The following is a 15,301-nucleotide window of genomic DNA, read 5'->3' as shown; positions in this document are numbered from 1 at the left end:
TCGGATGTCAGCGGACAATTCCGCCTCCCTTGTTTTCGGCGAAGAACTCCCGTCCAGTCTCCAGGTCGCGTTCCATCTGCTCGACCAGTTCCTCGCCCGTCGCGAACGGCCGCACTTCGCGCAGCCGGTGCAGGAACTCGACTACGACCCGCTCGCCGTAGATGTCACGGTCGAAGTCGAGCAGGAACAACTCGATCGTCGGCGGGGACCCCGCGAAGGTCGGCCGCGGACCCAGATGCAGCAGCCCCCGGAGGAGTTCGGGGCCGAGGCTGGCCCGGACCGCGTAGATGCCCTCGGCCGGGAGGAGTTTGTCCGGAGGGGGAGCCGTGAGGTTGGCCGTCGGAAAGCCCAGCGTGCGGCCGCGCCCGAGCCCGTGGATCACGGTGCCTCTCAGCGAATAGGGACGACCCAGCCCGGCGGCCGCGGCTTCCATGTCGCCCGCCGCCACGGCGTGTCGGATGCGGGTGGAGGAGATGGCCGAGCCGCCCACCTCCACGCCCCGGACCACGGAGACCTCGAACCCGTGCACGGCCCCGAGCCGTTCGAGCGCATCCACGTCACCGGCCCGCCCGCGCCCGAACCCGTGGTCGTATCCGATGACCAGCTCTGCCGCCCGCAGGCGGCGTACGAGCACCTCTTCCACGAACCTCTCCGGCGAGTAGCGCGAGAACTCGATCGTGAAAGGGATGAATGCGACGTAGTCGAGATCGAACTGGGCGAGAATCTCCTTTTTCTCGTTCGGCATCGTGAGCAGCGGCGGCGCCGCGTCGGGGCGAACGACGCGCAGCGGATGCGGGTCGAAGGTGAGCAGGACGGCGTGCCGGTCCCGCGCCTGCGCGCGGTGCCGGATCTGGCGCAGGATCGCCTGATGGCCGAGATGGACTCCGTCGAAGGTTCCCACTGTCACGACGGTGCCGCGCACGTGAGGCGGAAGTCCGCTCACGCCGGGAACACCCGCTTCGGAAACAGGCGGTCGTCCCGCTCCAGGGCGATGCCGACGAGCCTGTCGCCGCGGGAGAGCGCCACCGAGCCGGCCTCTGCGGGGCGAGGCGCGACACCCGTCCAGACCGGGGGAAGCAGATCGCCGCGTTCCACGGGCCGACCGTGCCTGATCTCAATCTGCTCGCCCGCGCTTAGCTCCCGCCCCCGGATCCATGGGAGCGCCGCGACGCCCGGCCGCCACGCAGGAGATTCCGAGGCCACCGCGCCCGCTGCCTCCTCCGGGACGGTCGCATCTTCCACCCGAAAGGGCCCGATCGCGGTGCGTCTCAGCGTGGTCAAGTGCGCTGCGGACCCGAGATCTCGCCCGATGTCGCGGGCCAGCGCGCGTACGTACGTGCCGGTGGACACCCGCGCCCGAAAGCGGACCTCCGGCAGGTCGATACCCGTGACCGCGATGTCATGAACCACCACCTCACGCGCCCCCAACTGTGGCTGCCTGCCGCGGCGGGCCACGGCGTACGCACGCTCTCCGCCGACCCGTCGGGCCGAGTACGCCGGCGGAACCTGGAGGCCGGTCCCCTTCCGGGCGGAAAAGGCCGCCCGCACCGCCGGGGCGTCGAACTCCCGCCAGCCGGGGCTCTCAGAGACCGTCGTGCCGGTCACGTCATCGGTGTCCGTCTCCCGACCGAATTCCAGGGTGGCATCGTACGACTTCGGGATCTCGTGGAAGAGATCCGCGAGACGCGTGAACGGTCCGACCAGTGACAGGAGCAGCCCGGTGGCAAACGGGTCGAGCGTGCCGGTGTGGCCGACCCTTCGCGCCCCGAGCGCCCGGCGGAGACGAAGCATGATGTCGTGAGACGTCGCGCCGGCGGGCTTGTCCACGAGGAGCAGGCCGGCCTCAGCCCTCACGCTGTCCGTCGCTCTCGTGAACCTGCCGGAGGAGCGCTTCGATCCGGCTCGCGTGTTCGGGCGTCTCATCGGGCAGGAAACGGAATTCCGGAATCTTCCGGAGTCGCAGCGATCGACCCAACTCGCGGCGTATGAAACCGACCGCACGCTCCAGCGCCTCGATACCCTCCTCGACATCATCTTCCGACCGCACGTAGACGGTGGCGAAGGAGAGGTCCCGTGTCGCCCGCACTTCGGTCACGGTCACACCCTCGAGCCGGGGATCCTTCAGAGGCCCCATGAGCAGCCGCGTGAACTCCCGCCGGAACAACTCGCCCAGGCGCTCGCCCCGATGCCGGTGAGTCACGCGCCCGCCTCGGCGCCGCCTGCCGCCGTCAAAGGAACTCGGTCTCCGACTCGACGACGTACGCGCGAGGATCGGATCGCAGGAACCGGTCCACGTGACCGAGCACCGATTCGGCCTGCCGGCGCTCTCCCGCGACGACGCAGGCGGTGATCTCGGCCATCGAGGCGCGGTCGCGGAGACCCGTCTCAGCCGCCGAAATACGGAACTTTCCGATCGAGCGCTCGCGCAGGCTGCGAATCACGGACCGCTTCGCCTTGAGAGACCGGCACCCTGGAAGGTGAAACACCCAGCGACCCACTCCGATGACGGCCACGGCGGCTCCCGACGCGTCAGCCGGCTGGTGCTCCGGACAGCGTGCGGGCGACCTCCACGACTTCGTAGCACTCGATCACATCGCCGACCTTGATGTCGTTGTAGTTCTCGATGGAGATCCCGCACTCGTACCCGTCTTTCACCTGGCGGACATCCTCCTTGAACCGCCGCAGGCTCTCGATCCGTCCCTGATAGATCTGGACCTGGTCGCGCAGCAGGCGGATCGGAAGGTTGCGCCGCATGGTGCCGGACTGCACGTAGCACCCCGCGATCGTCCCCGCCTTCGGCACGCGGAAGAGTTCGCGGATCTCCGCCATGCCCATGGTGATCTCCCGCTGCTCCGGCGCGAGCAGGCCCTCGAGGGCCTGCCTGACCTCTTCCACCGCCTCGTAAATGACGTTGTAGATCCGGATCTCGATCGACTCGCGTTCGGCGGTGGCGGCCGCCCCGGCGTCGGGACGGACGTGGAAGCCGACAACGATCGCGCGCGATGTCGAGGCCAGCAGGATGTCGGACTCGTTGATGCCGCCGACCGCGCGGTGGATGACCTCGACCGAAACCTCCTCGGTCGACAGCCGTTCGAGGCTGTCGGACAGGGCCTGGACCGATCCGTCGGTGTCGCCCTTGATTACGATGTTCAGACGCGCTCGCTCGCCCGCCTTCACCGCCTCGAAGACGTCTTCCAGGCGCGTCCCGGTCGCCTTGCGGCGGATGTCCTTCTCACGTTCAAGTTGCTGGCGGCGGGTCACGATCTCCCTGACGCGGGCGGCCGGGAGGACGACCAGCGAATCACCCGCCTGCGGGACACCCTCGAGCCCGAGCACCCGCACCGGGATCCCCGGACCCGCACTCGGCACTTTGCGCCCCCGCTCGTCGAGAAGTGCCCGGACGCGTCCGCCGTGGAGGCCGCACACGAAGTCCGTACCCACTTCCAGCGTACCCCTTTCGATGAGAACCGTTGCCATGGGGCCCATGCCCTTGTCGAGCTGGGCCTCGACGACCGTGCCACGCGCATCCCGATCCGGGTTCGCCTTCAACTCCAGCAGTTCGGCCTGGAGGAGGACCTTCTCGAGCAGGTCGTCGAGTCCCTTCCCGGTCTTGGCCGAGACGTTCGCGCCCAGGACCTCGCCGCCGAATTCCTCGAGGATGACCTCATGCGATAGCAGTTCCTGCTTCACCTTGCTCACGTCGGCCGACGGCAGATCGATCTTGTTGACCGCTACGACGAGCGGCACCGACGCGTTCTTCGCGTGGCTGATCGCCTCGACCGTCTGCGGCATGACGCTATCGTCGGCTGCGACCACGAGGACCACGACGTCCGTGACGTCCGCCCCCCGAGCGCGCATGGCCGTGAAAGCTTCGTGGCCGGGCGTATCGAGGAAGGTGATTTTCCGTCCCCCCGAGAGCTGGACGTGGTAGGCACCGATGTGCTGTGTGATCCCTCCCGCCTCGCCCGCAATCACGTTGGTACTGCGGATCCGGTCGAGCAGCGAGGTCTTCCCGTGGTCCACGTGACCCATCACCGTCACGATCGGGGGACGCGGCGAAAGCGCGCTCTCGTCCTCAACGTCCTCTCCATCGTCCGTCGAGATGTCCGCCTCGAAGGCCTCCTCCCGGATCGCGGTGTAGCCGGCCTCTTCGCAGATGAGTTCGATCTGCCCGAAGTCGAGCCGCTGGTTGATGGTGACCATCAGACCCAGGTTCTTGAACGCCGACGTGATGATCGCCTGCGGCGGAACCTCGATCAGATCCGCGAGTTCGGACACGGTGAGGAATTCGTTGACTCGCACCGTGACGGTTTCTACGCGTCGCTCGAGCTCGCGCTGCTCCTCCTCGGCCTCGCGCTGTTGCTGCTGCGTGTCCCGGCGCCGCTTGCGCGGGGAGGACTGGCCCATTGCGGCCAGCGTCTTCTTGAAGTTTTGCTGGACTGCGTTTCGATCCACCCGGCGCCGCTTCTTCCGCTCGCCGGCCCGCGACTTTCGGCGGCCGTCGACGGTGTATCCCTCGGCCGAGATTCTCACCTTGCCGCCCGGTCCGGCCGTGGCCGTCGGGCCCGAGTCGGCGGGCGGCGAGGTTTCCGCCGGCATGTCGCGACGAACCGGCTTTGGGCGGCGTGCCGGCCGCGGCGACGCGGCGTCTGCCGCAACCTCCCCTTCCGGCAGCGGCTCGGCTTCAGCGGTGCCCGACTCGGCGGCCGCATCCACCTCGGTGCCGGCGGGCGCCTCCTCGGATTCGACGACGGCGGCGGGCTCCGGAGGGACCGGGATTCCCTCCGCTGGCGCCGGCTCTTCCGCGACTTCCGGAGTCTCGACTCCAACCTCGACCGCAGGCTCGACGATCGTCGGCTCAGCTTCCGCGGCGGCGGCGATCTCGTCGACGGAGACCTCCTCGGCGGAAGGCTCGTCGACCGCAGCTTCCTCGGCGGAGAGCTCTTCGACGGGGGGCTCCGGGGACGGCTCGGGGGCCTCCCCGATCTCGACCGCCGGCCCGCCGGAGGGTGCCAGCGTCGCGGGAGTGACCCTGCGACGGCGCCGCCGACGGCGGACCCGGGTGGCCGTTCCGGCCACGGTCTCGCCGCGTCGCTCTCGTTCCAGACGCGCGTGAAGGCGCGCCACGCTCGCCGGATCCACGATCGACATGTGGCTTCGCACGGGAACGTCCATTTCGCGGAGCATCTGGATAAGGTGACTCGTCTCGAGTCTCAGTTCCTCCGCGACCTCGAAGACACGCTTCTTTGTCAAGGCATCCGCCCTTCCGGGTCTTCTGGCGACCCGGAGCTGTCGTCGCCCCCTGCGGGCCCACGCTCCCGTTCGATAATCCGCGAGGCCAGCGCCACATCAGTGACTCCGACCACGGCCACATCGCTCCGCCCCAGCGCCTGTCCGAGCGCCCTCCGGCTCGCGACCGTAACGCGAGAGGCCGCGCGGGCCTCTGGCGTCAGACGACCCAGCGCGTGCCGCGATGCGTCGCCCGCGATCACGAGCAGCGCCAGCCGCCCCCTGCGCGCCGCGCTGTCCACCGCCCGCGTACCGAGCGCCAACCGACCGGCCCGGGTGGCGATCCCGAGCAGCCCGAGCGTCCCGCCTCCGGCGGTCATCCGGACATCCCCGAGATTCAGGCGGTACTCTCCGCCGACGCCGCTGTGCTCACCGCGTCGCTCACCGCGTCCTCAGCAATCTCTTCTCCCTCGTCCTCTTCCGCCTTGCCGGCTCCGGCCGCGTTCGACTGTGCCTCGTCGACCACCGTCAACTCATCGATCAGCGCCTCGAGGATATCCGCCTCATCCGGCCCGATGCCCGGAACCTGGAGAAAATCACTCCGGTCCATCTCGAGAAGGCCGTAGAAGCTGCTGATCCCGGCCGCTTCAAGCGCCGCCAGCGTCGCGGGGGCAATGCCCTCCAGTTCGGAGAGCGGGAAATCGGACATCTCGTACTCGTCACCCCCGGCGAACAGACCGCTCTGTCCGCCCCGCTCCATCCAGTCGCGGCTCGAGTAGAGGTCGATCTGCCATCCGATGAGTTGCGATGCCAGACGGACGTTCTGCCCGTTGCGGCCGATCGCGAGCGACAACTGGTCCTCATCCACGATCGCGGTGATCACGTGGCCGCCCTGGTCGGAGATCACCTTGGCCACGCGGGCCGGAGCCAGCGCGCGACGTGCAAAGATTTCCGGGTCGGGGTGCCACGGGACGATGTCGATACGCTCGCCGCTCAACTCCGAGACGACCGCCTGTACGCGAGAGCCCTTCAGGCCGACGCACGCGCCCACCGGATCCACCGCTTCGTCGCGGGACGCGACCGCGACCTTGGTGCGCCCACCCGCTTCCCGGACGATCTCCTTGATCTCCACGATGTTCTGGTAGATCTCCGGCACTTCGAGCGCGAACAGGGATGCGACGAACTGCGGGTCCGCCCGCGACAGGATGAGCCGCGGACCACGCGGTGTCTCCTCGAGCAGCTTCAGCACGGCACGGATCGGCTCGCCCTGGCGGAAACGCTCCCGCGGGTTCTGCTCCCGCCACGGGATGATGGCCTCCGCCTCGCGGGAGCGATTCAGCATCACGACGAGCTTTCCCCGCTCGCTGGCCTGAACCTCCCCCGAGACGAGGTCACCGACGCGATCGTTGAACTCCATGCGAATTCGGTCGCGCTCTCCCTCGCGAATGCGCTGTATGATCCTCTGCTTGGCGGCCATGACGGCACTGCGTCCGAAGTCCCTGAAATCGACGGGGATCTCCATGAGGTCGCCGACCTGGAACTCGGGATCATCCCAGCGTGCCTGCTCGAGGGTGACTTCGCGGGCCGCATCCTCGACATCTTCGACCACTTCCTTGAGCACGATGATCGAGATGTCGCCTTCGTCCGTGACGTCGATCTCCGCATCGACCGGGCCGCCGAAACGCCGGGCCAGCGCCGCATGGATCCCTTCACGGATGAGTTCATGCAACTCTATTTCCGTCAGCGACTTGTTGGCCGCCATCATACGAAACGCTTCAACGACCGGGATCTGATCGCTCATCTCTTCCCTCGATCTCCATCGTCACCCGCGGCCGCGTCCCAGTCGTAGACCAGGCGGGCCGAGGCTACAGCCTCCAGCGGGATCTCCACACGATCCCCCTCGATCTCCAGCATGAACGCCTCCCCAGAGTCGACGGCCAGCCCGAGAAGCGTGCCGTCGAGCCGTCGGCTTCGGGCGGCCAGCGGCGCGAAGCCCTTCACACGCACTCTCGAGCCCGCGAACCGCGCGTAGTCCGCGGCTTTCACCAGTGGTCGTTCCACGCCCGGAGAGGACACTTCGAGCACCCAGTCCTCTCCCGATCCATCGCCGCTGTCCAGCACACCACGGAGTGCCCGCATCACCGCCGCGCAATCGTCGATCGTGACGCCCGAGCGCCCGGACGACGGCGCCGGACGGTCGATACGGAGCCGCATGAGAGGTCTCCGGCGGCCGCCGCCACGCTCCATTTGCACGACCTCGAACCCGAGGGCTTCGACCGTTTGCTCGATGTTCGCCGCGTCCCGAATAGTCGACCTCCGGAGGCACCGGTTCACCTTGACCGCAACAAAAAAGTGGGGTCCGTACAGCTTCCCCACTTCGAGTAACGCCATCGCCCGCCGACCCCGCGCGGACGTATGTGAACATACGAGCCGGAAGATACGGCGGGCCCCGACACGCTGCAACCGGAGTTTGCCGGTCCCGCTCAGCCGTGTCGGAGCCCCACAAACGCGGCCATGCGACCCGCGATCCCCCCACTCGCCCGGTGCGAATGCAGCCGCGCCGGACCGCACGCAGTGCAGTGGCGAGAGCTTGAAATGGCGGCCCGATCTACCCCGGCCGCGACCGCCTGCGCGGAGAGCAGACCGCGCAAATCCAGCCTGGCTCGCTCGCCCGCGAAGCCGAAGGCCTTGAGGACCGGGGTGTCCACTTCGTAACAACGCCCGCAGATGGCAGGGCCCAGGTGGACACGTAGCGCCGGACCGGCGCCGTCGCCGCGTCGCCCGAGGCGGGCCAGCGCGCGGCCCAGAATCCCCGCCGCTGTACCCCGCCACCCTGCGTGGATCAATCCGACCTGTCGGCTCGTACGACGCCAGAGATAGACGGGAACGCAATCCGCCGCCGTGGCGGCCAGGAGACAGCCCCTTTCGGCGGTGAACTGCCCATCTAGGTGACCGACCTGCGCGACGAACGGGGCGGTGGCATCGCGGAGGGGGTCGTATGAGACCTCGCGGATCCGGGTTCCGTGGACCTGCGTCGGTACGGAGACGTAGTCGAAGCCGAGCCCGCGGGCCAGTTCCGCGTAGACCGTCGCGACGCGAGCCGATGCCTCCCCAACGACGCAGTAGTCTCCGTGCGCAGCCGTCGTGACCCCGCAGACGAGCGCCGGATCCAGCGCCTCCCACGCGGTCAGCCGCAGCAGGCCATCCACGAGCGTCTCCGCGACCTGAAGCCCGTCGAGCTCCCGTGCCGCGAGAACCTCCCGCGGTGCTGTGGCCGGCCTTTCCCGCAGGGGTGTCATCAGCCGTCCGACCCAACGCGCGCGATCCGCGCGCCGAGCGCGCCCAGACGCTCGTGAATTCGCTCGTACCCACGCTCGATCTGGCCGATGTTGTGCACGCGGCTCGTCCCCCGCGCCGCCAGGGCCGCGATCAGGAGCGCCATTCCCGCACGGATGTCCGGACTCTCCAGCGTCGCTCCTCTCAGGGGAGACGGTCCCACCACGACGGCCCTGTGCGGATCACAGAGGACGATCCTGGCGCCCATCGCGATCACCTTGTCCACGAAAAACATCCGCGACTCGAACATCTTCTCGTGCATGAGAACGGTGCCCCGGCACTGGGTCGCGGCCACCAGGGCGATGCTGATCAGGTCGGCGGGAAAGGCCGGCCACGGCCCGTCGTCGATCTTGGGAATCTGGCCGCCGAGATCCGGCTGGATCTCGAGTTCGCCGGCGCCGCGTACGATGAGGTGAGCGTCGCGCCACTCGAATTCCACGCCCAGCCGCTGGAACCCGACCCGAAGCGGATCGAAATGGATTCGGTCCACGCCCGCAATGCCGAGAGTCGAACCCGTCGCCGCCGCAAGGCCGATCACGCTTCCGATCTCGATGTGGTCGGACCCGATCCGGAAGGTGCCGCCACCGAGCGCCTCCACCCCTTCGATCAGCAGCCGTGGCGTCCCTATCCCCTCGATCCGGGCCCCGAGCGTGGCGAGAAAGCGGCACAGATCCTGCACGTGAGGCTCGGTTGCGGCGTTCCGGAGTTCGGTCGTTCCCCGGGCCGTCACCGCCGCGAGGACGGCGTTCTCGGTGCCTGTGACGGAAGGCTCGTCGAGGAAGATCGAAGCGCCCATGAGCCCGGGGGTCCGAAGGAGATAGCGGTCCCCGATGTCAACCGACGCGCCGAGCGCCTGCAACGCAAGCATGTGCGTGTCGAGGCGCCGCCGGCCGATGAAGTCGCCGCCGGGCTGCAGGAGTTGAAACGCACCCAGACGCGCCAGCAGCGGACCCGCCAGCAGGACCGAGCCGCGGATGCGCCCGGCAAGTTCGGGGTCGAGGCTGCGGCCGGGACCCAGATCGGCGGCGCTCAACTCGAGGACTCCCGGACCTGTCCAGCCGCCCTCCACACCCATGCTCGCGAGAAGCGAGAGGAGGGTCTCCACATCGCGGATTCGCGGGACGTTCTCCAGGCGGACGGGCTCGCGAGTGAGCAGTACCCCCGCGAGGATCGGTAGAGCGGCGTTCTTGTTGCCGGCGGGTGTGAACACGCCGCTCAGCTCGTGTCCGCCTTCGATCCGAAAGTGCATCGTTCGTCCTCCCGCCCGTCCCTGGCGCGGCTCCCGACCCGGGCCGCCATATCCGCCGCGCCAAAGTAGCCAGCCGGCAGAAGGGGGCAAACGATGTTGAGCGCCTCGGGAGCCAGACCTATACTCTCCTCCGACTCTCCCTCGAAGGAGCGGCAGTGAGCACGTACGAGATCGCGATCGTTGTCGGCATGGCACTATGGATCGTCGTTGCGGTGGCGATCCTCGTCGGCCTCCTGTACGCGATCCGGCTCCTGCGGGAGGCCCGGGAGCCGCTGAGGCGCGTGTCCGGCACTGTCGGCGACCTGAACGAGCGTCTGAAGCCAGTTCTGGGCAACGTCGAACAGGCGAGTGAGCAGGCCCGCCGGATCGCGGCGCGGCTGAAGACGGACGCCGACGACGTGGGCCGAACCCTCCGGAGCGCCAGCGAATCGACCGGCCGCATGGTGGACCTCGTCGAAGAACGCGTCGTCGAGGTCGCGGCGCTGCTTCAGATCGTCCAGGAGGAGGCGGAGGAAACGTTCGTCACCACGGCCTCGCTCCTGCGCGGGTTCCGGCGCGGAAGCCGCACAGTGTCGGCCGCAAAGCAGATGAAACGCGCGATTGGGGACCGCCGGAAAGGCTGAGCCGCCGGACTCAGGCCGGACGCAGCCCCGCGTAGGCGACGACGACCCTCTTGCGGCCGGCGTCGTCGAAGTCGATGTCGGCCTTCGCCTCCCGACCGTACCCGTGCACCTGCAGGATCTCTCCCGTACCGAATCGGGGGTGCATCACGCGGACGCCCGGCGCCAGCGCCAGTGGCACCTGGGAGTCCTCGAAATCGTACTCGAGTTCGCCCGGTGTGCCAGACCCGGGTTCGCGGCCTGACCCCTTCGTCGCGTCCCGCCTCCAGGCGAAGGATGGCTCGTCCGGCGCCGGGAGCGACCAGCCTGACGGGACACCACCTCCGAACGCCCGTCGCCCGGATCCCGGGGGGCCGCTCCGGGTCGGCCGGGAGCCGCCCCACGTCGGGCGTGCGAGTCGCGGATGAACGTGTTCGGCGGGCAGTTCATCGAGGAAGCTCGAGGGGGCGGAACGACTCGCCATGCCGGCGCGCCACCGCTGGTCCGCGTAGGTCAGGCTCAGACGGTCCATGGCACGGGTCACGCCCACGTAGAACAGACGCCGTTCCTCCTCCAGCCCGCCGGGCGTCTCGACGGCCCTCGAGAGCGGAAAGAGTCCTTCCTCGAGCCCCGCGAGGTAGACGACCGGGAATTCGAGTCCTTTCGCGTTGTGGAGCGTGATGAGGGTCACGGCCTCACCGTCGAAGTCCGCCTCGTCGAGATCCGACCGGAGCGACACGGACTGAAGGAACAGCTCGAGGTCGGTGGCCTCCTCGATCGCATCCTCCGCGTCGTCGCGCTCGAACGCCTCGGCCGCGGCGAACAGTTCGCTAACATTCTCCAGGCGGTCCGGTCCGTCCTCTTCCTCCGCGAGCGCCGTCGCGAGGCCGAAGGTCGCGACACAGTTCTCCATCGCCTCCCTTGCGGTGCAGTCAGCCAGCGACACCTGCACCTCCCGCAGCGCGTCCGTGAACCGCCCCAGACCTCGCAAGGCAGCCCGGGGGATCCCGTCACCCTGGCCGACCCGTGCCGCGGCCAGAGCCAGCGGCTCGTCCCGGAGGACGGCGAGCGCAGCGAGGCGCTCGATACTCTTCGCTCCGACGCCCCGCCGCGGCCAGCCCACCGCACGCAGGAACGCGACATCGTCCGCCGGATTCACAAGCAGCCGCAGGTAGGCGATGACGTCCTTTACCTCGCGGCGCTCGTAGAACGGAACGCCCCCCACGATGCGGTAGGGGAGGCCCCGCCGCCGGAACGCCTCCTCGAACGCACGGGACTGGGCGTTCGTTCGGTACAGCACCGCGAATTCGTTCAGTCCTCGGACCGCGCGCTCCGTCCCGATCTCTGACGACACCCACCCCGCCTCGGCACGCTCATCGCCGCAGCGCACGACCTGGATGGGGTCTCCGGTCTCGCGCCGAGTCCTCAGTCGCTTCGGTTTTCTCGCCAGGTTCTGCGAGATGACGGCGTTCGCCACCTCGAGGATCGACCCGGTGGAGCGGTAGTTCTGTTCCAGCCGTACTACATGGGCTCCACTGAAGTCAGCCTCGAAGTCGAGGATGTTCCGGATGTCCGCGCCCCTCCAGCCGTACACGGCCTGATCATCGTCCCCGACCACACAGAGATTGCGGTGAGTCGCGGCCAGCGCCTTCACGATCCGATACTGGGCGTGGTTCGTGTCCTGATATTCATCCACGAGTACGTGCTCGAAGCGGGCACTGTATCGTTCCTGCACTCCTTCAGCCTTCTCCAGAAGCCGGACGGTCTCGAACAGGAGATCGTCGAAGTCGTAGGCGTTCCGGCGCTCCAGTTCGCGCTGGTACGCGGGATAGACCTTGGTGATCACGTCCGTGAGCAGATCGAAGGTTTCCGACGCGTACTCCGCAGGTCCCACGAGGGCGTTCTTCGCGGTTGAGATCCGGCCGCGCACCGCGCGTGGCGACCAGCGCTTCGGATCGTAACCCACCGACACCATCACGTCCTTCACCGTCCGGACGGAATCGTCTTCATCGTAGATCGTGAAGGCGCGCGTACGGGACGTATGCGGCGCTTCGATCCGCAGGAGTCGCGCGGCGATCGAGTGGAAGGTCCCGATCCAGAGGCCTCGCGTCGAACGGCCGATCAGCCCCTCGATCCGCTCCCGCATCTCGCCGGCCGCCTTGTTCGTGAACGTGACGGCGAGGAGACGGGTCGGCTCCAGCCCGTACTCGATCAGGCGGGCGGCGCGGGCGGTGAGCACTCTCGTCTTTCCGGAGCCGGCCCCCGCAAGCACGAGCAGCGGCCCTTCGCGGTGCTCTACGGCTTCCCTCTGCTCCGGGTTGAGCCTGAGTCCGCTCACGAGCCCGGTTTCCGCGGCCGGTGACGGGGCAGTTCGATCCGGAAGCTCGCGCCCCGCGGGGCATCTTCCAGCTTGATGGAGCCGTCGTGCATGTCCTCGATGATGCGGCGGGCGAGCGAGAGCCCGACGCCCCAGCCGCTCTCCTTCGTCGTGACACCGATGTCGAAGATCTTGTTGCGAAGCGCGGGGGGGATCCCGGGTCCGGTGTCGCGGACCCGATAGACCGACCGCCGGCCGTTCGGCCCCAGATGGGAAATCACGATCCGCCCGCCATCGGAGGCCAGCGCGTCCACGGCGTTCTTGATCAGGTTCTCGAAGGCCCATTCCAGGAGGGTCGCGTTCCCGAGGACTCTCGGGGCATCGGCCTCGATGCTCACCTCGATATCGATCTTGCGCGTACGCGCGAGTGTCGGGAGGCGCGCCTCGAAGTACTGCCTGAGATGGACGACCGTGGCACGAACCGACACCGGTTGCAGCTTCGGCTTGTGGCCGATGAGTTCGAACCTCCGGGACACCTTCTGCAGACGGCTCACATCAGCGGCCATCTCGTCGATGAGGTCGGGTTGGCCCACCTCCGTGGTCATGGGACGCGGCCGCGCTTCAAGGACTTCGAGCCACCCGACGAGTGAGCTGAGGGGGGTCCCCATCTGGTGGGCCGACTCCCGCGCCATGGCCGACCAGATCCGTTCCCGTTCGCTCCTGAAGGAGGTGACGAGGAGCCACACGCCGCTGCCGACGACGACCAGGAGTGCAGCTGCCTGCAACCACGGAATCAATCTCAGGCGACGCAGAAACTCCGGATCGCCGACGTGTATCCGGAGTCCGGGCACCTCGAGGTGAGGCCGGATCTCATCAAGTTCCGCGGCGAAGGCACGCAGTGCCTGTTCGTCGGCCTCGCCGGTCGGTCCCCGCGGAAAATCCTCCGGCAGGTGCGCCGAACTGGTCGGGTTTCCCAGTGTGTCCGTGAGCACGACGGGGATCTCTAGTCGCGTAACCTGGATGACGACCTCGCCGGAGGCTGCGTTCCAGAGGTCGTTAACCTCCTCCACCGAGAGGTTGCCGGCCGCGGTCGCGATGCTGATGGCCCGCAACTGCCCGAAGACTGCCGCGTCCAGCCGGCGCTCCTCTGCCTGCTGTCTGGAAAACACGACGAACGACAGCAGAACGCCGGAGGACAGGATCGCGACCAGGAGGGCGCCGACGCGCCGGTTCCAGAGCCGGATCACCGGCAGAGCTCAAGCCGCTGGAAACCGAGGTAGGGGTGAAGGATCTCCGGCAGCAGAATCCCTTTGCCCTCGCGAAAGCCGGTCTCAAGCAGGACGACGAGGAGCCGGGCTACCGCAAGAGCCGAGCCGTTGAGCGTGTGCGGATACACGGGGCGCGCGCCGGGGCGGGGCCGGAACCGGATGTCGGCTCGCCGCGCCTGAAAGGCCCCGTACGATGAACAGCTCGACACCTCCAGCCACGCTCCCACGCCGGGGGCCCAGATCTCCAGATCGTAGGTGATCGAGTTCGCGAACCCGAGATCTGCCAGCGGAAGCAGTACGCGGCGGTAGGGCACCTCGAGGAGCTCGAGCACGCGCTCGGCGTGGCGGGTAAGCAGCTCCAGTTGCTCCTCCGACTCCTCGGGTCGACAGATGCGGACGATCTCCACCTTGTCGAACTGATGCACGCGCAGGAGCCCGCGGGTGTCGCGCCCCGCGGCGCCGGCTTCCCGCCTGAAGCACGGGGTGTGGGCTGTGTAGGCGAGCGGCAGATCCTCGTCCGCCAGGATCTCGCCCCGGTGCAGGTTCGTGAGGGGAACCTCGGCAGTGGGCACGAGAAAAAGGTCGTCGGGATCCGTCCGATAGGCATCATCCTCGAACTTCGGGATGTGTCCGGTGCCCGTCATCGAGTCGCGCGAGACGAGGAGCGGGGGCAGGATCTCCAGATATCCGTGCTCGCGGACGTGCAGGTCCAGCATGAACTGGACGAGTGCCCGGCTGAGGCGAGCCCCTCCTCCGACGAGCAGGGGGAAGCCCGTGCCCGCGATTTTCGCCCCGCGCTCAGTGTCCAGCGACGGTGTCCGGCCTCCCGGAAGGCGGGCGCTGCCGGGATCCCGATACCCGTGGGTCGCGCCGAGCACCCAGTGCGGAGGGACAGCGTCCTTTCGCGGGGCGCCCCACGCCGCGACCGTCGGTCCCTCCCCTTCTTCGCCCGGTGGCACGCGCGGGTCGGGCAGGTTGGGGATCTGCAGGAGCTTGTCCCGAATGGCGGTTTCCGCGCCCGCGAGATCGGCGTCCAGGGCCTTGATCCGGCCGGCCACGGTGCGCATCGCCTCGATCTGAGCCGACGCGTCCTCGCCGCTCTTCTTCGCCTCTCCGATGGCCTTCGATGCCGCGTTCCGCTCCGCCTTGAGGGCCTCCACCCTGCGGATGAGGCGCCGGCGCAGTTCGTCGGCTCCCAGGGTCTCCTCCACGAGCCGCATGGCCCGTTCGTCGCCACGGCGTCGCATGGCGGCGAGCACGCGCGCGCTATCATCGCGCAGCACTTTGAGGTCGAGCATGGTCT

At 68.3% G+C, this 15,301-nt stretch carries 14 protein-coding genes; 1 reads left to right on the top strand and 13 read right to left on the bottom strand.

Going from position 1 to position 15,301, the window contains the following annotated elements:
• Positions 1-7 precede the first annotated feature (7 nt).
• The 10 genes from ACN9M6_RS05160 to murA all read right to left on the bottom strand — a co-directional run bounded on the left by ACN9M6_RS05160 (position 8) and on the right by murA (position 9,814).
• Positions 8-943: a bifunctional riboflavin kinase/FAD synthetase gene (locus ACN9M6_RS05160; RefSeq protein WP_419161851.1), complete on the bottom strand. Its 936-nt coding sequence runs from the start codon at positions 941-943 to the stop codon at positions 8-10.
• The gene (gene truB / locus ACN9M6_RS05155) at positions 940-1,854 is read right to left on the bottom strand and encodes a tRNA pseudouridine(55) synthase TruB (RefSeq protein ID WP_419161850.1); all 915 of its coding nucleotides are present in this window, start codon (positions 1,852-1,854) and stop codon (positions 940-942) included. Before truB ends, ACN9M6_RS05160 begins: the two co-directional genes overlap by 4 nt.
• On the bottom strand, positions 1,844-2,200 hold the full coding sequence (rbfA, locus tag ACN9M6_RS05150) for a 30S ribosome-binding factor RbfA (protein ID WP_419161849.1): 357 nt from the start codon (positions 2,198-2,200) through the stop codon (positions 1,844-1,846). The genes truB and rbfA overlap by 11 nt, the downstream gene beginning before the upstream one ends.
• Positions 2,201-2,228: 28 nt before the next feature.
• The gene (locus ACN9M6_RS05145; RefSeq protein ID WP_419161848.1) at positions 2,229-2,513 is read right to left on the bottom strand and encodes a DUF503 domain-containing protein; all 285 of its coding nucleotides are present in this window, start codon (positions 2,511-2,513) and stop codon (positions 2,229-2,231) included.
• A 16-nt stretch (positions 2,514-2,529) separates the two neighbouring features.
• Positions 2,530-5,253: a translation initiation factor IF-2 gene (infB, locus tag ACN9M6_RS05140; RefSeq protein WP_419161847.1), complete on the bottom strand. Its 2,724-nt coding sequence runs from the start codon at positions 5,251-5,253 to the stop codon at positions 2,530-2,532.
• The gene (locus ACN9M6_RS05135; protein WP_419161846.1) at positions 5,250-5,609 is read right to left on the bottom strand and encodes a L7Ae/L30e/S12e/Gadd45 family ribosomal protein; all 360 of its coding nucleotides are present in this window, start codon (positions 5,607-5,609) and stop codon (positions 5,250-5,252) included. The genes infB and ACN9M6_RS05135 overlap by 4 nt, the downstream gene beginning before the upstream one ends.
• A gap of 17 nt (positions 5,610-5,626) precedes the next feature.
• The gene (gene nusA / locus ACN9M6_RS05130; protein ID WP_419161845.1) at positions 5,627-7,030 is read right to left on the bottom strand and encodes a transcription termination factor NusA; all 1,404 of its coding nucleotides are present in this window, start codon (positions 7,028-7,030) and stop codon (positions 5,627-5,629) included.
• A complete protein-coding gene (rimP, locus tag ACN9M6_RS05125; protein ID WP_419161844.1) occupies positions 7,027-7,620 on the bottom strand; it encodes a ribosome maturation factor RimP in 594 nt (197 codons plus the stop codon). Before rimP ends, nusA begins: the two co-directional genes overlap by 4 nt.
• Before the next feature lie 92 nt (positions 7,621-7,712).
• Positions 7,713-8,528, bottom strand: a complete 816-nt coding sequence (locus ACN9M6_RS05120) for a polyphenol oxidase family protein (RefSeq protein ID WP_419161843.1) — start codon at positions 8,526-8,528, stop codon at positions 7,713-7,715.
• Positions 8,528-9,814 carry a UDP-N-acetylglucosamine 1-carboxyvinyltransferase gene (gene murA, locus ACN9M6_RS05115; RefSeq protein WP_419161842.1) on the bottom strand — a complete coding sequence of 429 codons (1,287 nt, stop codon included), beginning with the start codon at positions 9,812-9,814 and terminating at the stop codon, positions 8,528-8,530. The genes ACN9M6_RS05120 and murA overlap by 1 nt, the downstream gene beginning before the upstream one ends.
• A 155-nt stretch (positions 9,815-9,969) precedes the next feature.
• On the opposite strand from murA, the gene ACN9M6_RS05110 reads away from it, so the two are divergent.
• Complete coding sequence (locus tag ACN9M6_RS05110; RefSeq protein ID WP_419161841.1) at positions 9,970-10,437, top strand: hypothetical protein; 468 nt, start codon at positions 9,970-9,972, stop codon at positions 10,435-10,437.
• Between the two features lie 10 nt (positions 10,438-10,447).
• Here ACN9M6_RS05110 and ACN9M6_RS05105 read toward each other — a convergent pair whose 3' ends face one another.
• From ACN9M6_RS05105 to serS, 3 genes are read right to left on the bottom strand one after another with little or no spacing between them, the layout of a single operon-like run.
• On the bottom strand, positions 10,448-12,751 hold the full coding sequence (locus tag ACN9M6_RS05105; protein ID WP_419161840.1) for an ATP-dependent helicase: 2,304 nt from the start codon (positions 12,749-12,751) through the stop codon (positions 10,448-10,450).
• A complete protein-coding gene (locus tag ACN9M6_RS05100; RefSeq protein ID WP_419161839.1) occupies positions 12,748-13,977 on the bottom strand; it encodes a sensor histidine kinase in 1,230 nt (409 codons plus the stop codon). Before ACN9M6_RS05100 ends, ACN9M6_RS05105 begins: the two co-directional genes overlap by 4 nt.
• Entirely contained in the window at positions 13,974-15,296 is a 1,323-nt protein-coding gene (gene serS, locus ACN9M6_RS05095) for a serine--tRNA ligase (protein WP_419161838.1), read from the bottom strand. Before serS ends, ACN9M6_RS05100 begins: the two co-directional genes overlap by 4 nt.
• Positions 15,297-15,301 lie beyond the last annotated feature (5 nt).

It is taken from the genome of Candidatus Palauibacter sp. (genome assembly GCF_965197445.1).
In the GTDB taxonomy this organism is placed as follows: domain Bacteria; phylum Gemmatimonadota; class Gemmatimonadetes; order Palauibacterales; family Palauibacteraceae; genus Palauibacter.
Note: the sequence above shows the minus strand (reverse complement) of the source record. Positions and strands in the feature narration are given on the sequence as shown.